Here is a 24,301-nt window from a genome sequence, read left to right on the forward strand (position 1 = left end):
AATTCAGGAATCTTCCGGAGGTTTTGGCTTATCCTTCCGATAGTGGTATCGTATCTGAACCTGTGGTTTTGATTCTTCAGCATCTTTGGGGCGTTCCATAAAATTCCCGTCTTGGTCGAAATGACGCAGGAATTCATCCTCCTCTTCGTTATAATCGTCCCGTTCCCATGCGTATTTTCGTGGTTTGGGGACTTCAGCCCTTAATGCAAAAGCAAGCACAAGCCCAGTTATAAATCCGGCCAGGTGGCCTTCCCATGAAATTCCTTCCTTAACCGGGAAGATGTACCAGAGCATGCTGCCATAAATAAAAACAACGATCAGGGACAGTGCCATTAACCTGTAGTGCCTGGTAAAGGCTCCTTTAAAAAAAATAAATGAGGCCAGTACATATATCATTCCGCTTGCGCCTATATGATAGGAAGGCCTGCCAATCAACCAGGTTAGTATACCGGCCAAAAGAAATCCTAACAGAAATACTTTAAGAGCAACGTCTCTGTAAAAGTATACCAACGCTGCGCTCAGTACGGCCAACGGTATTGTATTGTTATACAGGTGGGATAGGGATCCATGGATAAACGGACTGAAAAGGATTCCCCTCAAACCCTTCAGTGTCCTGGGATAAACCCCAAAATCATTTAAATTGACCCGAAAGCGCACTTCAACCCAGAATACAATCCAGATAAGCAAAACAGCTATCATGGGAACCAGCAGCACGCTGTAAGTAAATTTGAAATATCGTTCTTCGGTCATGCACCGAAATTACATTTTATTTTACTTTTATGGTATGAGTCAGCCACTTGCCGATCGGGTACGTCCTAAAACCCTGAGTGATTATATCAGCCAAAGCCATTTGGTTGGCGATAAGGGTTCCCTTACCAGGCAAATAGAAAGCGGCAACATCCCTTCCCTCATTTTTTGGGGACCTCCAGGAACGGGCAAAACTACGCTGGCCAATATCATTGCCACTCAAAGTGGACGCCCCTTCTACACCCTCAGCGCTATAAGCAGCGGGGTTAAAGATGTGCGTGAAGTCATTGCGAAAGCCAAGGAACAGGGAGGTTTGTTCACCACTAAAAATCCGATCCTTTTTATTGATGAGATCCACAGGTTTAGCAAGTCCCAGCAGGACTCCCTTTTGGGGGCGGTTGAGAAGGGCTGGGTAACCCTGGTCGGGGCAACAACAGAAAATCCCAGTTTTGAAGTTATACCAGCACTACTATCCAGATGCCAGGTGTATGTATTGAATCCTTTTGGGAAGGAAGACCTGGAGGCTATTCTTCAAAGGGCTATGCAGGAAGACGAGTTACTGAAAGAGCGGCAAATTGCGCTAAAGGAGACGGAAGCATTAATGCGGTTGTCAGGAGGAGATGCCAGGAAGTTGCTCAACATGTTTGAGCTGGTGGTTTCATCAGAAGACGCGGAATCTTTAACCATTACCGACGAACTGGTAATGGCCAAGGTTCAGAAGAATACGGTGCTTTACGACAAAACCGGGGAACAGCATTACGATATAATATCTGCCTTTATTAAATCGATCCGGGGCAGCGATCCAAATGCAGCCGTATATTGGCTGGCACGCATGATCGCAGGTGGGGAAGATGTAAAGTTCATTGCCCGCAGGATGCTCATATCAGCCTCTGAAGATATTGGACTGGCTAATCCCACGGCCCTGGTAATTGCCAACAGCACTTTTCAGGCTGTGAATACCATAGGATACCCGGAAGCCCGGATTATCCTGAGTCAATGTGCAATTTATCTGGCTACCTCCCCAAAAAGCAACTCGGGATACATGGCCATTAACAAGGCACAACAGCAGGTTTCCGAAACAGGAGACCTTTCAGTGCCCCTTCATTTGAGGAATGCACCAACCAGACTGATGAAGGACCTGGGTTATGGAAAGGAATATGCCTACGCCCACGATTTTGAAGGAAATTTTGTGCCCTCAGAATTTCTGCCGGACGACCTCTCAGGGGTTCGGTTTTATGAACCCGGTAAAAACAAACGCGAGGCTGGGTTGCAAGAGTTTCTCCGCAACCGCTGGAAAGACAAATACAACTACTAGAATTTGATATTTAAGGTCTGGTGTACCAGTTCTCCGTCCTTGTAATAATCGAAATACCAGTTTCCCTGGTCCTCATAGACAATGCCCTCACTTGCATCACCCCTGGCCAGGAACACGCCCTTTTTCCCGGTTTCATAGATTCGCAGCAGCACTTTAGGGCTACTGTCTACCAGTTGAAATCCGTTGGGAATTTGCTGGGCATACAGAAGGAAGCTGTCCTTAGCTTCAGGTACCGAAGGAACCGTTTCCTTTGCAACCTGAGGCACTTCTTTAATCTCCGGGACGGTGGGCTTTGAAACACCGGTTTCCTTTTCCTGAACAACAGGAATCCCGGAGACTTCTTTAGCCTTAGTCGTTATTTCCTCAATTTTTTCAGTGGGAACTGGATCAGGTTCCAGGGTTTTAACATCATCCCCGAAGTTTACCGTAATAGGAGCTTCTTTAACTTCGGCCGGCTGATAGGAATAGGTGTAATTATTGAGGGATTCCATAGCTTCAGTTATGGTTTCCTTGAAAGCCCCTTTGTAATCCTTAATTTTGCTGTTCGCTGTCTGAGTTCTGAAAACCTCCTGTGACTGGCAATCCTGAAAAGAAATATGCCCTTTTGTAGTCAACATCCCGGATTCATCCACCAGTATGGCAGTTAGCCCTAGACACCTGTTGTTGCTTAATTCAGAAGGCAGGGCGTTGTCATACACCGCATTGAATCCCTTTTCAACCAATAGGTGTTTTAACAGGGTACTTGTTTGATACTCGTTCTCTTTTTTGAAGCTCTCGAATTTTGTAGGTACAATCACATACTTGTATGCCGATAAGACTTCCTGTGCCTGTGTGCCAAAAAAACCGCCTGCAAGAAAAAGGAACAAAAGCCGAAATGTTCGCATAATGAATCAGTTATCTCCCCAAGATAGGATATTTAATCCGAACTGGAAAGAAGCAGTATGAGCGGCAGCGAGGTTTTGATAGGCCAGTAAATTGTCTGCCAGAATATAGAAATTAACAGGTCCGGCCTGAAGGCTTAATCCAAGGCCAAAATTGGTCATAGAATACTTGTCCAGGGTGTAGGTAGACCTCAGGGCCAGGAAATTGCCCAGTCGCCTGTCATAAAAGGCAGTTAGCGCGGCCTGTGGCCCTCTGGGCCTGTTTACCACAAATAGCTGTCCCCCAACACTATTGCGGTAAATATTCCTGTTGGCCCTGGCTGTCGCTGTAACATCGCAATCGCAGTCCTGGGCAAATGAACTCCTTGGCATTCCCCAGCTGTATTTGATGCTTCCGTATAATTTGGTCGGACGAAAGGTTACATAGCTACGGGTATCCTCACCGAAGGGTATCAGTGCCTCAATCTCATCCACCAACTCCTGCCAGAAATCGGCGCCCGGGTCATCCAGGGCATCTGGTAAAATAATTTCCACACCTTCATTTGCCGCCCTTCCTTGAAGGCTGAAATTATCCACATCACTAAAATGATAGATAAAACCAAGGTCCAGGATACTAGCCGTGATAACGGTTTGCGGATTTAATTTATATGTAAATCCAAAGTCCAGTCCCAATCCCAGATCACCACCTAACAGGCCTCTGCCCAGGATAGTGCTCGTTACTTCAGATACGTCCTCATCTGCGGCATTCTCCAGAGCTCTTAATCCGGAACTGCGCAACCTCATATCGGCCACAAGGATATTGGTAAGGAGGTTATTCTGGCCCTGACGAGTCAGGAAATATCCATCATTGCTGGTAGAGGTGTAATTGAGAATACTGGAATACAGTTTAGCACGAACGCCGGCGGTAAGCTGGCGGTTCAACTGCCTGTTTACCCCAAAATGGAATACGCTCAAGACGTCCCCACGGGTTTTCAGGTGGCTCAGGTCAAATCGCTCCCCTATTCGGTCTGCATTTCCTTCATACGCCAGTATGGCCAGGTCCCTGGGCCAGTAATTAATCCAGTCACTCTCTCCATAAATGCCAAAAGAATAAAAATCCTGTGGTCTTTTTCTACTCCGAAAGCCACCGCTTAATACCTCTATCTGGCCGGTAAGGCTTTGATTATCCCGTATACCAAGTCCAAATACCGCACGGTTCCGTACCTTATCATTGATGTCCAGCCCGTCATCCGCAAAAATATCATCAACCGAAAGCCCGCTTGTTGCTCCTTGTGCATAAATACCAGAAAGGCCGGGAATACCGGCATACCAATCATAACCAGTCTCCATTCCGGGATTGAGCATAAGGGCTTGCGGAATCTCCACAAAATCGTACAATAACTGTTTATTTTGTGCTCGGATTAAAGTGCTGAGCAGCAATAGAAAGAAAAAAATAAAATGTTTCCTGTTCATCTGAGGCGCAACCTAAATCTTCCACTTGAACGCAGCACAATTCTAGGGTCCGGAAGGGTCGACACACTGGTATTATCCCCAAGATTCAGGCCAAAAACACGGATACCAGAAGTATTGCGAATAATATCCAGGCTCCTCCCGGTTGCACCCCCGTAAAAGATCTCACGTGTAAGGACGGCTGTGGGAGCGGCATCAATCAGGAATGTTTCCGTATCCAGGACATTGCTTGCATCGTCAAGGAAGCTAATGGTAATCTCCAGTGGTTTACTGGTAGTATTTTCAATCTCATAAGTAATAGACCCCTCTAATACCCGCTCGGCAAAAAAGTCCTCATTGAAGGCATCAAAATTGAAATCCTGGGCATAAAAATTAGCCCCTGCTGCATTGTTGATCACCTCCTCAGGCGACTCTACATAAACAAGGCTGGAAGCAACGGTAGGAGTAACGCTCAGATCGTCGAACTGATCCAAATTCTGCTTATCAACACAGGCGTATTGAACTGCTATCAGTAGCAGGAAATAATGAAGACTCTTTTTCAGCAAGCGCATAGCATTCGCGTTATTCGTAAGCTACCCTGTAATTTAAACATTCCGTATTCCCCGAAGGTGCTTTTCTATATAACTCTACAAATAGGCTTTTATTTCAATCAGGTCGTCGATTATCTCGCCATGCTGATGCGATGGATCTTTATGCACATTGAAATGTAAAGTATGCAGTCCAACCGCCCTTGCTCCCAGCACATCGGCCTCCAGGTTATCACCTATCATAATAGCCTTTTCCGGAGCTACTGCTGCCTTCTCAAGGGAATAGGTGAAAATGTAGGGGTTGGGTTTTTTAACACCCGCCGTCTCTGAATCAATAACGTGTTCAAAGTAGGCGGCTATAGATGCGTTTTCCAGTTTCTTCTGCTGCACTTCCTGAAAGCCATTGGTAATTATATGAAGTCGGTATTTCGGGTATAGATAGTCTAAGATTGAGAGGGTATTAGGAACCAGATAATTGAACGTACTCAGGTGTTCTATGTACTGTACAGACAAGGTACTAATAAGCTCATCTTCCACAGTTATTGAGAGCTGGTCAAAAGTATTGCGCAACCTGGCATATCGGAGCTCAGGTTTGCTGATCTTCTCTTCCCGATACAGTTTCCAGTAGGCAAGGTTAATTGGTGTGTATATCTTCAGGAAACGTTCCAGGTTTACCTCCAATTCGTTTTCCTTAAATATTTTTTCAAAAGTCAGCGCTGAATTTTTTTCAAAATCCCACAGGGTATGATCCAGGTCAAAAAAAACGTCGGTGACTAGTTCTTTATACATGGTATTTACCAATAAGTTTGGAGTACAGCTCAAGCCAGTTAACCTTTTGCCTGCTTCCCAGAAGTTCGTTTGAAAACACGGTTTTCAGCTGACCATTCACTTTTTTAACAGCATCGTAAACAGCATCTATTTCCCTCAGCATTACTTCTTCCGATTTCAAATCAAGAAGGGCGTAATCGTGTATGGCAAAGGGGTGTACCTTGATGGGCTGCTGTTCCTCCATGGCTATATCATAGAAGTAAAAAGGGGTACAGGTTCCTGCCCGAAAACCAATTTCATGAGTGTAACCCATAGTAAAATCGTCTGTAAACTCTGCTTCCACGAGGTTTTGGTATGTACCGGGTACGTCCACCCTATTATATCGCATTCGGGAATAATTAACAGGGCGATGGATAACCTCAGACAATCTGTTTTTTTCGTTTTTGAGCAAGTCATTGTCGTGGAACGAACTGTAAGATGCGGCCAGGGAAACAGTGCTGTAATCGGCCACCCATTTTATCAGGTATCTGAACTTGTTATTTTCAGTAGATACATTTTTATCGTAGGTCGAATAGTCGGCAAACTGGAAGAAAAACATACTGTTTACACCAGTCTTTTGATGCAGTTCTATGAGCTTTCCAAAATTGTTAAAAGGATCCTGTTTAATACCCAACAGTACTGCCAGCCGTTCGGATATTCTCCTGAACCGAAAACGCCCAGTATCCAGGGCAATCCCCGCCACGGTGCGCAACAATCCCCGATGAGCATATTCATGGGAAGTAGTTACATCAATAATGGAAGTATACCCGTACATCCTGTTCTTTGTTTCAATGTCCGGGAAACGTTCTTTCAGCTTTTCAAGCATTTTGTATGCCCAGACATCAACAATTGGTATCCGCAGGAAGTTGTGCCGGTAGGCCGCACTTTCGGTGGGCGGAAACCTTCCGTGCTGGTCTTTGACATGTGGCTGGTACTCTTCATATCTGCTGAGCAGAAAAAAACCGGCTGCAAAAATATCAAAGGGCAGGTTGCTCCGTTCTCCGGTCCTGAAAAAACAGGGTACTCCCTCCCAGGATTCAATCGTAAGCGAAAAATCATTGATGCCGGATTGAAATAAAAGATCATTATTGCGAATGAAGAACTCATTCTGAAGGGGCTGCCTGGTATATGTTATTTTGGGTCCGCTGTGTTTGATGAAATCTTCCACACGTGTAGTATAGGTTACATCGACACCCAATATCCTGGTAAATATTTGCTTCATGGTATACCGGAATCGGGAAGTAATCTTGTGTGTGTATATTAATAACATCTGAATCGAAACCTGTTGGAAAAGTTGGCTTTCCTTTCTGCTAAAGTAATAAGTTCTGATCTGCAAAGCTAAAGTAGTCTTCTCTGGTAATTATTAAATGGTCGAGAATTTTAATATCCATCATCCGGGCCCCTTGCTGGATCTTTCGGGTTATTTCCTTATCGGCCTCGCTGGGGCTAAGAGTGCCCGAGGGATGATTATGTGCCAGGATCAGGGCTACAGCACCTACTTGCAGTGCTTTTTTCAGAAGTAATCGCACATCGACCAGTGTACCCGTTATCCCTCCTTTACTGAGCTGGAATTCATGAATTACCCTATTGGCATTATTTAGGTAAAGTATCCAGAATTCTTCATGAGGCAGGCAGGCAAGTTTTGGGAATAAGACCTGGTATGCCCCATTACTGTCCTTGATGTGTATCCGTTTTTTATTCGATTTGCTGTAGTTTCTCCTACCTATTTCATATGCTGCCATTATAACAATGGCCTTTGCCTCCCCAATCCCCTTAAATCGCACAAGTTCATGCAGGGTAAATTTAGATAGCCCCGAGATACTATGACTGGCAGCAGCAAGAATCTCTTTGGCAAGCAAAACCGCAGATTTATCACGGTTTCCCGAACCAATCAATATGGCTATCAGTTCTGCATCCGAGAGGGTGGAAGCACCCTTATCCCTCAACTTTTCCCGAGGTTTGTCATCCGGAGCCCAGCTGCTTATGGATAATGAAGAACCCAACTTTGATTTCACCTTTTACACCGAATGAAGGATATTTTTAAGTAACTTCAAATTGTACTTATAGCTGACAATAATGAAATCGATTTTTGATGAAAAAACCTATCAGGAAGTAAAGTCTCGCATGAAAGCACTTAGCCCTGATTCTGAAAGGCAATGGGGTAAAATGACGGTTGCCCAGATGCTCTGGCATTGCCAGCTCCCCATCCGGATCGCCATCAAGAATAAAGAGCCCAAGCGTAAGAGCAATCCCCTAATCAGGCTGCTGTTCAAGAAATCGCTTTACAACGACAAGCCCTGGAGAAAAAACCTGCCTACGGTAAAGGCTGCAAAGGCTACTGAAGAAAAAGACTTCGAAAAAGAATTCAGGACTTTAAGTGAAATGATCACAGAATTACACCACCTCAAAGGTCGTGAAAACTGGAATCCACATCCGATTTTTGGAGAATTTACGCCAGAACAGTGGGGGAAGTTACAATACAAGCATTTGGACCACCATTTAAAGCAATTTGGGGTTTAATCCGCCTAGTTATACAAGGCTTTGATTTGTTCCAGGTCAAGCCCCCCGTAGTTTCCGGAGCTCATCAAAAGCAGTACGCCCTGATCGGGGCTGTGTCCCAGCAAAAAGGATTCAAAATCCTTCGCATTGGTAAATACCTGCAAATTATCCCTGCCAAATGCCCGCACTATATCATCCTCACCAAGGGGCTGCATACCTTTAATCGCCAGGGCTTCAGGGGAGTAGAAAACCGCAGCAACATCGGCCTGGTCGAGGCTTCCGCTATATTCCCCCAGGAAGGATGGGTTGAGGCTGCTATAAGTGTGCAGTTCCAGGCACGCCAGCAGTTTTTTATCCGGATACTGTTCTTTCACTGCACTAGTGGTTGCCCTAACCTTGCTTGGCGCATGTGCAAAATCCTTGAAAGCCAGTCCGCTTTCCCCGGAGGCAAGTAACTCCAGTCGCCTGGAAGCCCCCTTAAAAGAGGAAATAGCTTCGTAAAAATCATCTTCATCTACACCCATTTGCTGACAGATCCATTTTGCGCCAGCCAGGTTACTCAGGTTATGTTTGCCAAAAACTTCAATCGGCATAGGGCCTTCCGGGGTTTCCAGGTGAGTTATTCCTTCTTCTAAGGTATATTGTGGTGTTTCGTAGGGAAATTTGCGAATGGGGATCTCGCATTCTTCTACGAGTTTTTTCACCGAAGGATCTTCTTCATTGTAGGTAATGCTTCCACCATTCACAATGCTCTCCAGGAAGATCTCAAACTGTTCCAGGTAGTTTTCGAAGGTGGGAAAAACATTGATATGATCCCAGGCAATGCCGCTTAAAAGGGCAATATTGGGTTGATACAAATGAAACTTCGGTCGCCTGTCTATTGGGGAAGAAAGATATTCATCCCCTTCCAGAACAATAAAGTCATTCTCCTCGGTGAGGTGTACCATCCGATCAAAACCTTCCAGCTGGGCCCCAACCATAAAATCAACTTCCCTGTCAAAATAATGCATCACATGGAGGATCATTGAGGTGATTGTGGTTTTGCCATGGCTTCCCCCAATAACCACCCGGGTTTTATGCCTGGATTGCTCATAGAGAAACTCGGGATAACTGAAGGTTTTCAGATTGAGCTCGGTTGCCCGCTCCAATTCCGGGTTATCTGCTTTGGCATGCATACCGATAATTACTGCGTCGAGGTCTCTGGTTATTCGATCGGGATACCACCCCATTTCACCGGGCAGGAGGCCTGCGGCTTCCAAACGGCTTCTGGAGGGTTCAAAAATCACATCATCACTCCCTGAAATCTCATAGCCCTTGTCCTGCAGGGCAAGGGCCAAATTGTGCATGGCACTGCCTCCAATGGCAATAAAATGTATACGCATCCTCGTTTTGCTTACCGGACAAAGATAGGAAGAGAAAAGGGGCTTGCCAACCTTTACAGGAGGGGCAAATCTTTTTATATTCGTAGCAAACCCGCTACAATGAAGGCCCATTGGATGAGCAGGGATTATACTATTCAATTAAATATGGATTATAAACTATCTGAAATAAAACCCCGGGAGATTATACCAGGCTATCACGGAAGGTTAATTCATGGTAAAAACATGAGTCTGGCTTTCTGGGAGGTTGAAGCAGGGGCAGAAGTGCCCGAGCATGCCCACATGCACGAACAGATCATGCAGGTACAGCAAGGGCAGTTTGAGTTTACCGTTGGGGGAAATACAAGGATATACGGTCCCGGAGAGCTGGTTGTTATACCTTCTGAAGTCCCTCATTCCGGAAAGGCACTCACGCCTTGCAAACTTATGGATATATTTAGCCCTGTACGGGATGAATACAAGTAGCTTATGTTGATTTCACTAGAAGGCAAACGGGCATTGGTTGGCGGTAGCAGCAAGGGTATAGGCAGGGCTATTGCCCAACAGCTGGCTGCGAGCGGGGCATCCGTAACCCTGATGGCCCGATCTGAAGAACTGCTCAGTTCAGTTGTTAAGGATCTGCCCTGCAAGGGCAAACAGCAGCACGGGTATCTTACAGTGGACTTTGCTGATTTCAAATCATACCGAAATAAGATTGAAGGATTCTTTAAAGACCACCAGGTAGATATCCTGGTCAACAATACACAGGGTCCAAAGGCTGCGGGAAGCCTGGAGGTCGGGGTTGAAGATTATCAGGAGGCATTTGACACCTTGTTTAAAACCGTTGTGTATACTACGGAGCTGGCCCTGGATCATATGATAGCACAAAGATGGGGCCGCATCATAAATGTAACCTCCATATCAGTAAAGGAGCCCCTCTCCTACCTGGCATTGTCCAATACCATCAGGGCTTCCGTGGTAACCTGGGCAAAGACGCTGTCCAGGGACGTCGCAGAGCAGCAGATTACAGTAAATAATGTCTTAACGGGCTATTTTGATACGGAAAGGATTGCCCAGCTGAATGCAAAAAAGGCGGAACAACAGGGTATTAAACCAGAGGAAGTAAGGGCAGGCATGGAGGCACAGGTGCCCATGAAACGAATCGGAAAGCCAGAAGAATACGGTGCATTGGTTACTTTCCTTGCGTCAGACAAAGCCAGTTACCTTACCGGTGCTAATATCCCTCTGGATGGTGGTTTGCTGAAATCTTTCTAAAAACTGAGCTTGTCTTTGAATATGTACGACTGGCGACGTGAAATTTCAACTTCAGATCCGTTATTCATCGTCAATTTGAGTTTTCCGTTAAACCAGGGTATTACCTCCCCGATAAAATTTATGTTTACGATCTGCTGCCTGTTGGCACGAAAAAAGGTATCCGGAGGTAGTTTATCTTCTATTTGATTAAGGGATTTGTACAGCAGGGGTTTCTGGTCCTGAAAATAAACCCTGGTATAATTGCCCACAATTTCAAAAAGCACAATATCTGCTATTTTGACCAGCCAGCATTGTTCCCCGTCCTTTATAAAAATCTGACTGCTTTCCCGAAGTTTATGCTCTGAACTTGTATCATCACCTTTAGCTTCCATTTTGGCGGTCACTTTTTCTATGGCCACGGCAAAGCGCTTCTCGTTTATAGGTTTCAACAAATAATCCAGGGCATTGTATTCAAAGGATTTGATCGCGTACTCATCAAAGGCAGTGGTGAAAATAGTAATGGGTACCTCATCCAGCATCTCCAGCAGTTCAAAACCATCTTTTTCCGGCATGTTGATATCTAAAAAAAGAAGTTGTGGGCGTTTCGAACGGATCAGTTCATATCCCTGATCTACATTGGGAGCCTCACCAACCAGTTCTATATTTTTATGATGCTTCAGAAGTTCCTTAAGCTCATTGCGGGCAAGGCGGGAATCTTCTACTATGGCGGCACTTATCTTATTCATTGTATTGGGATTTTAATATGCGCCATCACCTCATCCTCCAGTTGTTCCAGAGAAAAGGTAGCCCTTCCGCCATAAAGTAACTTCAGACGCTGTTTAATATTCTGGAGTCCGAGTTGTGTTGATCCGGTGTCAATTTTTAGCTTTCCCGAATTGATTACCTGAATATGAAGTACCTGATCTTTTACTTTGGTTATAAGTTTGATTACACCTCCTTCCTTGAGATTTCCTATGCCGTGCTTTGCTGCATTTTCAACAAGAAGCTGAACGATCATTGGTGGTATTTCCAAATGCAAACTTTCCGGAACAACCTCCTTAATAAAAGTCATGCGGTCTTCAAACTGTATCCTGGAAAGGTCAATATAATTATCCACCATTTCCAGTTCATCCTTAAGGACTATTGCATTGACGTTATTTTTACTGAGAGAATAGCGAAGCATATCCGACAGTTTGGTAAGCATTTCACGGGAACGCTCAACATCCTCCAGCATTAAACCTCGAATGTTGTTCAGGCTGTTGAACATAAAATGGGGGTTGATTTGTCCTTTCAGGGTATTCAATTGCGCCTGTTTGAGAGTGGCATTAAGTTCTAGTCGTTCTATACGGTCTGCATTTAACTTCAGTAACAGTTTGATAACCAGATAAAGAATAACCCATCCGAATACAGTAAAGACAGAGCCGGTTATCAGCAACCAAAAACTATTATACATCTCAAACAGCTTTTTGTCGATTTCATTCTCCAGTGTCCAAACAAGGGTGAAAAGTAATCCGGAAGCTATACTAAGAAGTGCATATAGCACCGAGGCAAGTGAAGTAGAAACAAATATTTTGGCAATCTCCCTTAATCCAAAATTTTCAAAGAAAATATGTTTTTTGAGATATATCCTTAGCAAGGATGTGGATACAATTCCCACAAACATTCCTGCAAATATGGAATAGATAAGGAATGTAGAGCTCATCCCCTTTATTACGAATAATGATAACAAATTCATTATCCCCCATCCCAGGATCTGCAATAGCCAGAAAATTCGGTTTCGTCTTTTATGAGATAGTTGCATAAGCAAATAAGCTAGTCCAAATATAAAGCAATACCCATCAAATACGTGCTAGTTAAAAAGGTAGAACATTGCCTGACCAACATAATATCCAAGCAAAGCCATGGTGAAGGTTACCAGAGCAATGACCACAATCTTTCCGGCTGCTGATGTTTTGAGCTCACTGTATTTCGTCATTGTATTCAATTTAAGTGATTATTACAAGGATTAAGGTCGCTACAATCTTGGCTAAAGTTATCATAACATCAGTTTTTGATTTACCCCTGCAATTTAGGATAACGAGAGTGCCTTCGAAATACAATTATGACGGACGGCAAAATTTACTACGCAAACGGCAAATGTGCTTCAAGGCCAAAAAAAAGGAGAGGTCTATGGACCTCCCCTTTTAATATTAACCGAATGGTTGTTTAATCCAGTATGGGCTTTTTAAGCTCCTTGTCTCCCAGGTGCTTGGCGTAGAATCCCATCATAGCCTTATACAGGTGGATGCGGTTTTCTTCCTTGCCAAATCCATGTCCTTCATCATACTTAACCATGTATGGCACATCGAATCCTTTGTTGCGAAGCGCACTTACAATCTGGTCAGATTCGTCAATATTGACCCGAGGATCATTAGCTCCCTGCACAACAAAGAGCGGCTTTTTGATCTTATCTATCTGGAATACCGGAGAAACTTCTTCCATTATTGCCTTCTCTTCCGGGATATCCTCATCATACCAAATTTCCTTGGCTAATTTAAGGTATGGCTTCCAGTACGGTGGGAAAGATTTCATGAAGGTAAATATGTTGGAAACCCCTACATAATCCACTCCACAGTTATACAGGTCAGGTGTTTTGGTAAGTCCCCGTAATACGGCATATCCTCCATGACTTCCACCATAAATGGCTACTTTTTCCGGATTTACCCATCCCTGTTCAATTACGTACTTTACCCCGTCTTCCACATCATCCATGGCCTTGCGTCCAATCTGCTTTAAGCCGGATGTCAGGAACTTTTTTCCATATCCGCCTGATATCCGGAAATTTACCTGAAGCGTGGCATAGCCTCTACTTGCAAACAACTGAGCCTCCGGATTAAAACCCCAGGAATCTCTGATTCCCTGTGGACCGCCGTGCGGATTCACAATTACCGGTACTTTTTGCCCTTGCAATGCCGCCTTGGGAAGAGTAATATACCCATGAATTGTAAGTCCATCCCTGCTGGTAAAAGTGATAGGTCGCATTTCGGCCATGTCTTCTTCCTTTAGCTGCGGCATCATATTATACAGTTCCTTAAACTCATCTGATTTCACATCATAGGAATAGTATATGCCAAAAAGTTTATCACTGGTAATGTAGATCAGGTATTTGCTTTCGTCATCGGTAAAATCGGCAATACCATATTGTTTGCCTTTAAACCGTGAAGTAATTCGCTTATGAAGCTTTTTATAATATTTGCTAACGGGCACAATTTCCTGTTTTTCACCTTCATACTGGAAAGAATCGATTTCCCAATTTCTTTTTCTGGAAGTAGTCATACCAGACACATCGTATTTATCATTGGAAAAAACCTTCTCAAGGATTTTCCCATTTTTGAGATCGTACAGGATTATCTCTGCCTTGTCATTTTCCAGGTTAGATACCATGTAGGCATCATGGGGATATTCCGTAGCATAATTGAATTGAAGAATTCCAAATGAATCTTTCCAGTTCAACTCCTTTATGCGTTCGAACTTTCCGGGTTCTATGGCATAGTACAGGTCGGTTTCAACACCATCCCTGAGACGGACAAAAGCCCTGAGGTTACCATCTTTATCAAAGCTATAGCCTATAATCGGACTGCTGAGATCTTCATTGCTGTACAATTGTTCTATGTCCCCGGTAACCACATTTACCTTATAAGGCTCAAACACCTGAGGGTTGTTCTTGTTCATATTCACAATAATGTGATCCTTATCGTCTTTGAGCAGGTCCGAAAACTGAGCTTGAACACCGTCAAATGGGGTCAGATCTCGTTGATCAGTTCCATCAATATTCACTGCATAAACGTGGTAGTTCTCATCACCACCCTGGTCCATCAAGTAAACCATTCTTTCATTGTTCACCCATCCGTACCCGCGAATAAGCTCTTCCTTTTCTTCTATGGCCTGTTTTACCTCCCCTGTGGCTATGTTACGCACATATACATGTCTTTTCAGGTTTTCATCCTTCTCGCGATAGGACATGTATTTTCCATCTGGTGAGAATTGGAAAGACGAGGCTTTTGGCCTGGCAAAGTAATCCTCTACCGAATATTTATAGTCTCCCGCGTCAAGTGAAACCAGTTTTTCGAGTTCTTCATCAGAACTCACTAATTCTGGGTTTCCTGGTATGGTTTTTTCAGACTTTTCCATACTCAGCGGGAACTCCATGCCCGCCTGGTAAAATGTTCCCTTTAGAGTATTGCCCTCCAGCGTGGCCACGTACTTAATACCGGCCTGTTTAAAAACAATGGTAAGCTCACTTCCCGATAGCGAGGCCTCATCCATAGGGATGCCAGTTGCACCCTGGGAAGGGCTATCCATAGTAGCAGAGTACTGACCATCGGCCTCTTCGATATTAAAAACAAGAGGTATTTCCGTTCCCTGAACATTCAAGGTCCCTTTCCAGTTCCCTGTTGCGTCCTGCGCAAAGCCCTGAAAGCTTAGAAAGAAGAAGGCAATACCCAGAAATTGTTTAAAAAATTGAAATCTTAATTGCATGATTTAGAATTTAATGATTTAATAAGTTCAAATGATTAGTGACCTGCTGCAGAACTATGTTACAGTAGGTCCCCAAAATTTTATCAAAACAAAAGTAAATGGCTGTCAGACTGACACCAACGAGCTTATGACGAACGGTAATTATAGGGTTTTGTACGGTATTAAAACAGGAAACAGCCCTCTATTTGGAAGGAGGGTATTTGGAAAAGACCTTAGCTACCACTTCCCTCAATACCCTTTCTCTGGTACTGGGTGAAGCATTTTCCCGGTAGTTGCTATTGCTCACCGCTTGCCAGAATAGGGCATCGCGGTCGGCATCCACAAAATCAAAGACGATTTCCCGGGTTATGCCACTGCCCCCCAGTGGAACTCCCACCGATATACCTCCGCCAACGTTGCGGCCGGTGCCACCCATGCCTACGCCAACTGATGATGAAGTGGCATCCCGGTATACGGAACTTTGAATGTTGATATAGAAATCAGGTTGGTCTGATATGCTAAATCCCCGGATTTGCATGACCGAATCAACAACCCTTAACAGTCTTTTGGTATCGAGCTGAGATAACCCCGTATCCATATCCGGATAGTAATCATAGGTAGTATAAACTGAAAAATCCGTTTCCTGAGAATAATCATAATTAACCCGTACCGCACCGCAGGACGCCAGAAGGATAAGCAATATCGGGAGTATTATTTTTTTCATGATTGCTTACTAAAATTAGTAAAAAATAAGCTGCTGAAGGGTATTCCTGAGCCCCTATTCGTTCAATAGCACCCAGAGCTTATCTTTAAGCTTTTGCAATCCAAACTGGGAAACGGATGAAATAAAAAGGTAAGGCACATCCGAAAAGTCCTTTTTTAACTCTTCATCCATTTCCGCCATAAGTTCTTCATCCAGCATATCCGACTTCGAAATGGCCACTATGCGGGATTTATCGAGCATCTCAGGATTGTATTTACGCAGTTCATTGAGCAGAATTTCGTATTCCTTCCTGATGTCAGGACTATCGGCTGGGATAAGGAACAGCAGCACTGCGTTGCGTTCAATATGCCTAAGGAAATAATGCCCAAGGCCTTTGCCCTCAGCAGCTCCCTCAATAATCCCTGGAATATCTGCCAGTACAAAACTTCGGAAATCCCGGTACTGAACAATCCCAAGGTTCGGTTTTAGGGTTGTAAATTCATAATCGGCAATCTTTGGTTTGGCTGCGGTAAGCGCTGACAGCAGTGTAGATTTGCCTGCGTTGGGAAATCCCACCAGGCCCACGTCTGCGAGTACTTTGAGCTCAAGGGTAAGTTTTTTTTCCTCTCCGCCTGTGCCCGGCTGAGCATAACGCGGGGTTTGGTTGGTTGCCGATTTAAAATGCCAGTTACCCAAACCTCCAAGTCCTCCTTCGGCGGCTATTTTTTCTTCTCCGTCTTCGGTTATCTCAAAAAGCAGTTGTTTGGTTTCAGTATCCCGCACAACCGTTCCGAGAGGAACATCGATATAAACATCAGCACCGGCTGCACCTGTGCTTCTGCTTTTGCTGCCATGCTCTCCGTGGCCCGCCTTGAAATGTCTTTTGAATTTAAAACTGAAAAGTGTCCAGAGGTTTTTATTTCCACGGATAATCACATGACCTCCGCGCCCTCCATCGCCTCCGTCTGGTCCGCCTTTGGCTACAAATTTTTCACGTCTGAGATGTGCAGATCCCTGGCCACCTTTTCCGGAAACCACATCGATCTTCACATAATCTACAAAATTACCTTCAGTCATGATAAAGTCTTATGGCCTTGACGGTTGTCTTAAGCACTCTTATGCGGTAACCAGGGAGTCTATCACCCCGGCCAGTCGCTCTGAAATCTCATCGATTTCCCCAACCCCATTTACACTGTGGAACTTTTCCTGTGCCATATAGAAATCCTTTAACGGAGCTGTCTTTTCGTTGTATTCGGCAAAGCGATTTCGGATCTTTGATTCGTCCTGGTCATCAGACCGCCCGCTGGTCTTGCCGCGTTCCAGAAGGCGTTGCAGCAGTATTTCATCTTCTGCCTCAAGTGCAAGGGTAGCGTCAATTTTCATCCCTTTGGAATCGAGTAAATTATCCAGGGCCTCAGCCTGTGCAGTAGTACGCGGGAAACCATCAAAAATAAAGCCACTGGCATCAGGGTTTTGCTCCACCTCATCCCTTAGCATATTGATGGTAACCTCATCCGGTACCAGCTCTCCTTTGTCTATATATGATTTGGCCAGTGTGCCCAGTTCTGTTCCATTTTTGATATTCCGCCGAAAGACATCGCCGGTTGAAATGTGAACGAGATTGTATTTTTCTTTTAGGAAATTAGCCTGGGTTCCTTTGCCGGCCCCCGGCTTTCCAAATAAAACAAGATTAATCATTGGATTTTCTTTTAATTGGTATACTTCCCTGAGATTCCTTCCCAGTTCCCTGTAATCAAGTCCATAACCTACAATAAATCTATCCGGGATCTCCAGTCCGAAATAATCAATAGCGTATTCCCCGTTATAGACCTCCGACTTATAAAATAAACTGGCAATCTTGAAGTCTTTCACATTGGTATTGGAAAAAAGGTGAACCAGTTCCTGAAGGGTGCGACCCGTGTCAATTATATCCTCAAGGATAATCACGCTCCGGCCTTCAATGTTTTCCGGCACATCCAGCAAATTGCGTACAATTCCGGTAGAAGTAAGTCCACGGTACGAACTTAGCTTTACAAAAGTAACCTCGCAGGGATAAGGATAGTGCTTCAGGAAATCTGAAACAAACATAAAAGCCCCATTCAGAACTCCTACAAATATTGGATTCTTGTCCTTGTAATCACGGGCAACATCTTCGGCAACTTTTTTTACCGCTTCAAAAATTTGCGCCTCGCTCAGGAACGGAACGAATTGTTTGTCGTGCAGTTTAATCAATGGTCAGTTTATTTGCGGATGCCAAAGATAAGGTTTTGATTTCTCTTTTTTTAGCCTGTTCCATGGGTTTATGAGATTTAGCCGTATTTTTGTTGGAATAAGCTGTAATGTTGGCGTATCAGGTAATTTCTATGACCAAAAATTACTTTTCTTCCGATTTTAAACTGGGTATCCTTGGCGGTGGACAGCTAGGTAAAATGTTACTTTATGAAACCCGGAAATTTGATATCTATACCCGGGTAATGGATGCTTCTTCAGAAGCTCCTTGCCGGATTGCCTGCAATGAATTCATCCAGGGTGATCTGCTGGATTTTGAAAGCGTTTATAACTTTGGTAAAGATGTTGATCTGCTCACCATAGAGATTGAGAACGTTAATGTGGAAGCCCTGGAAAAGCTGGAGGAAGAGGGGATAACGGTCTATCCGCAGCCACGTGTGCTCCGCACCATACAGAACAAAGCCCGTCAAAAGCTTTTCTATGTGGATCACAATCTGCCCACGGCTCCATTCTCCAGGTTTGCCTACAGTAGTGAAATCCGGGAAAGCATTGCCCATGGCGGACTTTCTTTTCCTTTCGTATGGAAAAGTGCCCAATTCGGTTACGATGGCAAAGGCGTAAAGGTAGTGCGCTCCGAAAAGGATCTGGAGAACCTGCCGAACGTGGAATGCATAGCCGAAGAGCTGATCGATTTTGAAAATGAGCTTGCAGTAATTGTCGCCAGAAATGCTGATGGTGAGGAGAAGGCATACCCTGTTGTGGAGATGGAATTCCACCCGGAAGCCAATCAGGTGGAGTATGTTATATGTCCGGCACGTATCCCGGATGCTGTTGCGAGGAAGGCACAGGACGTAGCCCTGAAGGTTTCCCGGGAACTTCATCATGTTGGTTTGCTCGCTGTTGAGATGTTCCAGACACGGGATAATGAAATACTTATAAACGAAATGGCGCCCAGGCCACACAATAGTGGGCATTACAGTATAGAAGCGAGTTACACCAACCAGTTTGAACAGCATATACGCGCCATACTGAACCTTCCCCTTGGAAATACTGAAAGCAAGGTAGCAGGAATTATGGTCAACCTTGTAGGTGCCGAAGGGTATACGGGTAATGTTGTCTATGAAAATATTGATGAAATATTGCAGCTGGATGGCGTAGTCCCCCATATCTATGGAAAGAAGGAAACCCGCCCATTCAGGAAAATGGGACATGTTACCATAGTGAACCAGGATGTGGACAAAGCCCGTGAAATAGCAGAAACTGTAAAGAAAAAAATACGCGTTATCAGTAACTAACAACATAATAGAATGAGCAAAGTAGCCGTAGTAATGGGAAGTACCAGTGATCTGGAAATAATGCAGGAAGCAGTAGACCTGCTTAAATCTTTCGACATTGCCGTGGATGTAGATATCGTTTCGGCTCACAGAACGCCGGAAAAACTTTTTGAATTCAGTAAGAATGCCCATAAAAACGGATACAGTGTGATCATTGCCGGGGCGGGAGGCGCTGCACATTTGCCAGGAATGGTGGCCTCACTTTCTCCACTGCCGGTGATAGGCGTGCCGGTTAAAAGCCGTAATTCCATAGACGGGTGGGATTCTGTCTTGTCTATCCTTCAAATGCCTGCCGGGGTACCTGTAGCCACCGTAGCACTTAATGGAGCCAGAAATGCGGGAATACTGGCTGCCCAGATCTTAGGTAGTCAGGAAACGGAAATACTCGAAAAAATAATGGCATACAAAGAAGGACTCAAAGAGAAGGTTATCAAGGGTGCGGAATCCGTTCGCAAGTTGTAACCAAACATCCCGAATAAAACCTGTAATTCTAATTTTTGAACTGTAAAGTATGTCAGAGGTAAATCCCCTACTTGTTGCTTTTGATGAAGCGCCTTTTTCCAGGATAAAAAATGAACATTTTAAACCGGCCTTCCTGTCTGCATTGGAAGATGCACGCAAGGAAATTGATGACATTGTAAAAAACAATGAGGCCCCAACCTATGCCAACACAATAGAAGCTATTGAGTTCTGCGGTCAGCACCTGGATCGAATCTCCAGCCTCTTTTTCAACCTCAATGCCGCTAACACAAATGAAACCCTCCAGGGGCTGGCTCAGGAGATTTCTCCACTGCTGACGGAATTCAGCAATGACATCACGCTTAATGACGATCTCTACAAAAGGGTAAAAGCCGTTTACGATTCCCGCCAGACTATGGATCTGAACCCGGAACAGATAACCCTTCTGGAAAAAAAGTTCAGGCATTTCACCAGGAATGGTGCCAACCTTTCTGAGGAAGATAAAAAAAGGCTCCGTGAAATAGACACTGCTCTGGCAACCCGCAAGCTCTCATTCGGAGAAAATGTTTTAGCTGAGACAAACAAATACGAGTTACATCTTCAGGATCCCGGTCAGTTAGAGGGTCTCTCCGAAGGAGTTGTTGAAGCCGCCCGGCAGCTTGCAGAATCTCGAAAGAAAGAAGGATGGGTTTTTACCCTGGATTACCCCAGTTACCTGCCATTTATGAAATACGCCAAAAACAGGGAGCTGCGCAAGAAGCTCTATCTGGCTTTTGCAAGCAAGGGATTTCACGGAGACAAACTGGACAACACAGGTTTGGTAATGGAAATATCCCGGTTGCGCTTTGAACGGGCTCGGTTGCTGGGCTATGAATCCCATGCACATTTTGTGCTGGAAGAACGGATGGCAGATACCCCTCAAAAGGTCATGGACTTTCTGGATGAAATGCTCGAAAAAGCAAAACCGGCTGCTGAAAGGGAATTTCAGCAACTTAAAGACTTTGCCAGGGACACAGATGGCATAGCTGATCTGCAAAAATGGGATGCGGCCTATTATTCCGAAAAACTGAAGAAAAAGCTTTTTGAACTTGACGATGAGCAGCTCAAACCCTATTTCAAGCTGGAAAACGTTTTGGATGGGGTATTCCGGGTTACGGAAAAATTGTTTGGATTGCGCTTTGAAGCGGTGGATGATGTGGATAAATACCACGAAGAAGTAATTACATATCGCGTTTTTGACGAGGAAGGAAAATTTATTGCCCTTTTCTATGCAGATTTTCACCCTCGATCCGGAAAAAGGGGTGGGGCATGGATGACTTCATTTAAACCCCAGTATCGCAAAGGGGGAAAAAACCAAAGGCCCCATATCTCTAACGTGTGCAACTTTACAAGGTCTACCAAAACCAGGCCATCACTCCTGACTTTTACGGAAGTGACTACCCTATTCCATGAATTTGGGCATGCCCTGCACGGAATGCTTGCGGATACAGAGTATCCCAGCCTTAGCGGCACATCGGTATACTGGGATTTTGTGGAACTCCCAAGCCAGCTTCTGGAAAACTGGTGCTATGAAAAAGAGGCACTGGAACTCTTTGCCTTTCACCATAAAACTGGGGAAGTAATTCCAATGGAGCTAATCAACAAAATTAAGGCAAGTGCCACCTTCCAGGAAGGAATGGCCACTTTGAGGCAGCTGAGTTTTGGATTGCTGGATATGGCATGGCATGGCAAAGATCCATCTGGCGTAAAAGATGTAAAAGCCTATGAAGCTGCCGCATTTGAAGCTACCCGGCTCTTCCCGGATCATCAGGATACATGCATGAGTACAGCCTTTTCCCATATTTTTCAGGGTGGTTACTCCTCGGGGTACTACAGCTACAAATGGGCGGAGGTTCTCGATGCAGACGCATTTGCCTATTTCAAGGAAGAGGGAATATTTGATCAGGAAACAGCTCAAAAATTGCGGAGGCATATCCTTTCCAAAGGAGGTACGGAAAAACCTATGGAATTATATGTGCGTTTCAGGGGAAGGGAACCACGCCTGGAGGCATTACTGGAAAGGGCCGGGCTGATGAAGAAAACAGCTTAGTCCTTAGCTTCAAGCCAGGCATCATATCCACCGGTAAGGTCTATAACCTTGTACCCAAGGGAGTCTAATAATTGGGCTGCTTCGGCACTTCTACCCCCTCTTTTGCAATACACATAGACCTTTTCGCCCCGGTCTACTGCTTCAAGTCTGCTGGTAAAATCTGCCTGATACCAGTCCATATTAACCGCGCCCTCAAGATGTCCTTCAGCGAATTCTTCGGGTGTACGCACATCTAGCAGTACCGCATTTTCCAGATCTGAAGATGTCAGTTCTGTTATGGGCATCTGCCTTTTTTCCGAACATGAGATCAATAATCCTCCAATAAAAAATAAAATGAGTAATCGTTTCATGACAAAGGGTTTATTCAAAAATAGTGATATTTATTCTTGCATATTAGCCTTAAATTTGTGCAGATGCCTAGCGGTACAAACACACATCAACTGCAGCCTGACACCTGGGTGGATACCTATGCAGATTACCTGTATAACTATGCGGTTTCGCGGGTGAGTGATTCGGAAATAGCCCGGGACCTGGTTCAGGAAACTTTTCTGGCCGGTTTGCGTTCTGCCAAAAATTTCAAGGGTACCGCCTCGGAGCGGACCTGGCTGGTTTCCATTTTAAAGCGAAAGGTAATTGATCATTACCGGAAGATAAACTCAAAAAAAGGCAAGGCAGAGGTGCGCATGCAGTACGTTTCCCAGGAGGACTCCGAAGGCGACTGGCTGGAGGAACGGGCTGCAGATCCTGTTAGTGTGAAGGAGTTAGGTGCGATTGAGAATGAAGAATTGGGGCAGGCCATACAGGATTGTATTGGCAAATTACCTGAAAAGCAAGCCAAAGTATTCACCTTGAAGACCATACAGGGCATGAGCACGGAAGATGTGTGTAATGAATTAGGAATAAATCCGTCTAATCTCTGGGTAATGATCCACAGGGCGCGTACGTCGCTGATGGGATGCCTGGATAAAAACTGGTTTGGATAATGATTTCATGTGAGGAAGCCGCCCATATATGCAACCGGAAGCAATACAAAGAAGCCTCCTGGAGGGAACGCCTGCAGCTTTTCCTGCATATCCTGGCATGCAAGACCTGTGCTTCTTTTTCCAGGAAGAACACCCGATTGACCCGGCTTTGCGATAAAGCCGGTTTGCATAGCCTTTCTGCAAAGGACAAGGAAGAAATGAAAAAGAAGATTCAGAAAGAAAGCTGAAGTAAATCCAGCACCCAAATTACTCCCAGCCAAATTACGGGCACAGCCTCTACCCAAAATGCCGCATAATACTCTGATTGCCTTCTGCTCGTAGACACCAATATTAATATTAACAAAAGCAGCAGCACTGCCTGATTCATAAGTTCCTGTGGATGTAAGTCGTCCTTAAGAAAAGTCAGAAGGAAATATACAATCGCCAGGGAATAACCCAGGGCTTTGGTGGCAGTTTCCCCAATACGCTGAGGTATGGTTCTTAATTCGGGAAGGTCCACATTCAGGTCGCGGATTTCAAAGGGAACCATTAAAACCAAAATCAGCAGGAAACGCTGTGTCAAATCAAGATAACGGTCCCAACCCCATACTACATCAAACTGCAGCATGGGCAATAGGGAAGTTATTAAGGTCCACACCAGAGCAACCAGCAGCACTTTGGGGATACCGTAATTCCTGAGGTTTTTGAGTCTGGGATAAATGGGAATGGCGTAAATCGCTATCAAAAAGGCTACAAAGAGCAGCAAAATCAAACCGGATTTGTTCAATTGACCAATATATATCAGGGCCAGCCCCTGGTTGGCAATACTAAAAAATTGAATGCTTCTGTGGTAGCGATTGGATACAATGAGATACTTATGTGCTTCTACACCATATTTTATAAAATTATACGTGGCTATTGTACTGCAAAAAACAAAAATACTCAGCCCTTTTCCCGGGATATTGTTTAAGAAATAAGAGGTAGCCCATAACAGTGAAAGTACCGCCAGGCCAACATGTATACTGGAATGCAGATAAAACTTGAAAACGTCCTTCAGGAGCTTCATTAAACAAATGTAACCAAACGCTTCAAACCGTTGATTTATGGTTAAAAACTTTCATCTGCAGGAACCGTATTTAGACCATTTTAAGAGAATTAATCCCTAATTTTGTGCATTTCAAAATTTCCAGT

Annotated in this window: 26 protein-coding genes; 9 read left to right on the top strand and 17 right to left on the bottom strand. The window is 44.6% G+C overall.

Annotation, left to right across the window (positions count from 1 at the left end):
• Nucleotides 1-3: 3 nt before the first annotated feature.
• Entirely contained in the window at nt 4-750 is a 747-nt protein-coding gene (locus OO016_RS13865; protein WP_266015237.1) for a rhomboid family intramembrane serine protease, read from the bottom strand.
• Nucleotides 751-784: 34 nt separating this feature from the next.
• On the opposite strand from OO016_RS13865, the gene OO016_RS13870 reads away from it, so the two are divergent.
• The gene (locus OO016_RS13870) at nt 785-2,062 is read left to right on the top strand and encodes a replication-associated recombination protein A (RefSeq protein ID WP_266015240.1); all 1,278 of its coding nucleotides are present in this window, start codon (nt 785-787) and stop codon (nt 2,060-2,062) included.
• On the opposite strand, the gene OO016_RS13875 is transcribed toward OO016_RS13870, so the two are convergent.
• From OO016_RS13875 to radC, 6 genes are all read right to left on the bottom strand, one after another.
• Complete coding sequence (locus tag OO016_RS13875) at nt 2,059-2,946, bottom strand: hypothetical protein (protein ID WP_266015243.1); 888 nt, start codon at nt 2,944-2,946, stop codon at nt 2,059-2,061. The two genes, OO016_RS13870 and OO016_RS13875, sit on opposite strands and share 4 nt — an antisense overlap.
• Nucleotides 2,947-2,952: 6 nt before the next feature.
• Complete coding sequence (locus OO016_RS13880; protein ID WP_266015246.1) at nt 2,953-4,320, bottom strand: DUF5723 family protein; 1,368 nt, start codon at nt 4,318-4,320, stop codon at nt 2,953-2,955.
• Between the two features lie 71 nt (nt 4,321-4,391).
• Nucleotides 4,392-4,943 (bottom strand): hypothetical protein, encoded by a 552-nt coding sequence (locus OO016_RS13885; RefSeq protein ID WP_266015248.1) that lies wholly within the window; start codon nt 4,941-4,943, stop codon nt 4,392-4,394.
• Nucleotides 4,944-5,018: 75 nt separating this feature from the next.
• Nucleotides 5,019-5,708, bottom strand: a complete 690-nt coding sequence (locus tag OO016_RS13890) for a YjjG family noncanonical pyrimidine nucleotidase (protein ID WP_266015251.1) — start codon at nt 5,706-5,708, stop codon at nt 5,019-5,021.
• Nucleotides 5,701-6,996 carry a polysaccharide deacetylase family protein gene (locus OO016_RS13895; RefSeq protein WP_500793340.1) on the bottom strand — a complete coding sequence of 432 codons (1,296 nt, stop codon included), beginning with the start codon at nt 6,994-6,996 and terminating at the stop codon, nt 5,701-5,703. Before OO016_RS13895 ends, OO016_RS13890 begins: the two co-directional genes overlap by 8 nt.
• Nucleotides 6,997-7,036: 40 nt before the next feature.
• On the bottom strand, nt 7,037-7,741 hold the full coding sequence (gene radC, locus OO016_RS13900; RefSeq protein WP_266015254.1) for a RadC family protein: 705 nt from the start codon (nt 7,739-7,741) through the stop codon (nt 7,037-7,039).
• Between the two features lie 61 nt (nt 7,742-7,802).
• Between radC and OO016_RS13905 the strand changes: the two genes are divergently transcribed.
• Complete coding sequence (locus tag OO016_RS13905) at nt 7,803-8,246, top strand: DUF1569 domain-containing protein (RefSeq protein WP_266015256.1); 444 nt, start codon at nt 7,803-7,805, stop codon at nt 8,244-8,246.
• Nucleotides 8,247-8,251: 5 nt separating this feature from the next.
• Here OO016_RS13905 and OO016_RS13910 read toward each other — a convergent pair whose 3' ends face one another.
• Nucleotides 8,252-9,607, bottom strand: coding sequence for a UDP-N-acetylmuramate--L-alanine ligase (locus OO016_RS13910; protein ID WP_266015257.1), 1,356 nt, complete (start codon nt 9,605-9,607; stop codon nt 8,252-8,254).
• Between the two features lie 144 nt (nt 9,608-9,751).
• On the opposite strand from OO016_RS13910, the gene OO016_RS13915 reads away from it, so the two are divergent.
• Together OO016_RS13915 and OO016_RS13920 are read left to right on the top strand one after the other, a co-directional pair.
• On the top strand, nt 9,752-10,069 hold the full coding sequence (locus OO016_RS13915; RefSeq protein ID WP_266015516.1) for a cupin domain-containing protein: 318 nt from the start codon (nt 9,752-9,754) through the stop codon (nt 10,067-10,069).
• Nucleotides 10,070-10,072: 3 nt separating this feature from the next.
• Nucleotides 10,073-10,858: an SDR family oxidoreductase gene (locus OO016_RS13920; RefSeq protein ID WP_266015259.1), complete on the top strand. Its 786-nt coding sequence runs from the start codon at nt 10,073-10,075 to the stop codon at nt 10,856-10,858.
• On the opposite strand, the gene OO016_RS13925 is transcribed toward OO016_RS13920, so the two are convergent.
• The 7 genes from OO016_RS13925 to OO016_RS13955 all read right to left on the bottom strand — a co-directional run bounded on the left by OO016_RS13925 (nt 10,855) and on the right by OO016_RS13955 (nt 18,269).
• Nucleotides 10,855-11,583: a LytR/AlgR family response regulator transcription factor gene (locus OO016_RS13925; protein WP_266015261.1), complete on the bottom strand. Its 729-nt coding sequence runs from the start codon at nt 11,581-11,583 to the stop codon at nt 10,855-10,857. The genes OO016_RS13920 and OO016_RS13925 overlap by 4 nt on opposite strands.
• The gene (locus OO016_RS13930; protein WP_266015263.1) at nt 11,580-12,539 is read right to left on the bottom strand and encodes a sensor histidine kinase; all 960 of its coding nucleotides are present in this window, start codon (nt 12,537-12,539) and stop codon (nt 11,580-11,582) included. Before OO016_RS13930 ends, OO016_RS13925 begins: the two co-directional genes overlap by 4 nt.
• A gap of 147 nt (nt 12,540-12,686) precedes the next feature.
• A complete protein-coding gene (locus OO016_RS13935) occupies nt 12,687-12,812 on the bottom strand; it encodes a hypothetical protein (protein WP_266015265.1) in 126 nt (41 codons plus the stop codon).
• Nucleotides 12,813-13,042: 230 nt separating this feature from the next.
• Nucleotides 13,043-15,355 (bottom strand): S9 family peptidase, encoded by a 2,313-nt coding sequence (locus tag OO016_RS13940; protein WP_266015267.1) that lies wholly within the window; start codon nt 15,353-15,355, stop codon nt 13,043-13,045.
• A gap of 181 nt (nt 15,356-15,536) precedes the next feature.
• The gene (locus OO016_RS13945) at nt 15,537-16,058 is read right to left on the bottom strand and encodes a DUF4136 domain-containing protein (RefSeq protein ID WP_266015269.1); all 522 of its coding nucleotides are present in this window, start codon (nt 16,056-16,058) and stop codon (nt 15,537-15,539) included.
• Nucleotides 16,059-16,112: 54 nt separating this feature from the next.
• Nucleotides 16,113-17,114 (bottom strand): GTPase ObgE, encoded by a 1,002-nt coding sequence (gene obgE / locus OO016_RS13950; RefSeq protein ID WP_266015271.1) that lies wholly within the window; start codon nt 17,112-17,114, stop codon nt 16,113-16,115.
• Nucleotides 17,115-17,153: 39 nt separating this feature from the next.
• Nucleotides 17,154-18,269, bottom strand: a complete 1,116-nt coding sequence (locus OO016_RS13955) for an adenylate kinase (protein WP_266015274.1) — start codon at nt 18,267-18,269, stop codon at nt 17,154-17,156.
• Between the two features lie 131 nt (nt 18,270-18,400).
• On the opposite strand from OO016_RS13955, the gene purK reads away from it, so the two are divergent.
• Genes purK through OO016_RS13970 form a run of 3 tightly spaced genes read left to right on the top strand, consistent with a single transcriptional unit; the run spans nt 18,401 to nt 22,148 of the window.
• Complete coding sequence (gene purK, locus OO016_RS13960; protein WP_266015277.1) at nt 18,401-19,561, top strand: 5-(carboxyamino)imidazole ribonucleotide synthase; 1,161 nt, start codon at nt 18,401-18,403, stop codon at nt 19,559-19,561.
• 12 nt (nt 19,562-19,573) lie between these two features.
• A complete protein-coding gene (gene purE, locus OO016_RS13965; RefSeq protein ID WP_266015280.1) occupies nt 19,574-20,062 on the top strand; it encodes a 5-(carboxyamino)imidazole ribonucleotide mutase in 489 nt (162 codons plus the stop codon).
• Nucleotides 20,063-20,111: 49 nt separating this feature from the next.
• Complete coding sequence (locus tag OO016_RS13970; protein WP_266015283.1) at nt 20,112-22,148, top strand: M3 family metallopeptidase; 2,037 nt, start codon at nt 20,112-20,114, stop codon at nt 22,146-22,148.
• Here OO016_RS13970 and OO016_RS13975 read toward each other — a convergent pair.
• Entirely contained in the window at nt 22,145-22,498 is a 354-nt protein-coding gene (locus OO016_RS13975; protein ID WP_266015285.1) for a rhodanese-like domain-containing protein, read from the bottom strand. The genes OO016_RS13970 and OO016_RS13975 overlap by 4 nt on opposite strands.
• A gap of 63 nt (nt 22,499-22,561) precedes the next feature.
• Here OO016_RS13975 and OO016_RS13980 point away from each other — a divergent pair, with 63 nt between their 5' ends.
• Together OO016_RS13980 and OO016_RS13985 are read left to right on the top strand one after the other, a co-directional pair.
• Nucleotides 22,562-23,131: a sigma-70 family RNA polymerase sigma factor gene (locus OO016_RS13980; RefSeq protein ID WP_266015288.1), complete on the top strand. Its 570-nt coding sequence runs from the start codon at nt 22,562-22,564 to the stop codon at nt 23,129-23,131.
• Complete coding sequence (locus OO016_RS13985) at nt 23,131-23,358, top strand: hypothetical protein (RefSeq protein ID WP_266015290.1); 228 nt, start codon at nt 23,131-23,133, stop codon at nt 23,356-23,358. Before OO016_RS13980 ends, OO016_RS13985 begins: the two co-directional genes overlap by 1 nt.
• Here the strand turns inward: OO016_RS13985 and OO016_RS13990 are convergent.
• Nucleotides 23,343-24,176, bottom strand: coding sequence for a UbiA prenyltransferase family protein (locus tag OO016_RS13990; RefSeq protein WP_266015293.1), 834 nt, complete (start codon nt 24,174-24,176; stop codon nt 23,343-23,345). The two genes, OO016_RS13985 and OO016_RS13990, sit on opposite strands and share 16 nt — an antisense overlap.
• Between the last annotated feature and the right edge of the window lie 125 nt (nt 24,177-24,301).

Origin of the sequence: Lentiprolixibacter aurantiacus, from assembly GCF_026241225.1 — a bacterium.
Lineage (GTDB): Bacteria > Bacteroidota > Bacteroidia > Flavobacteriales > Flavobacteriaceae > Lentiprolixibacter > Lentiprolixibacter aurantiacus.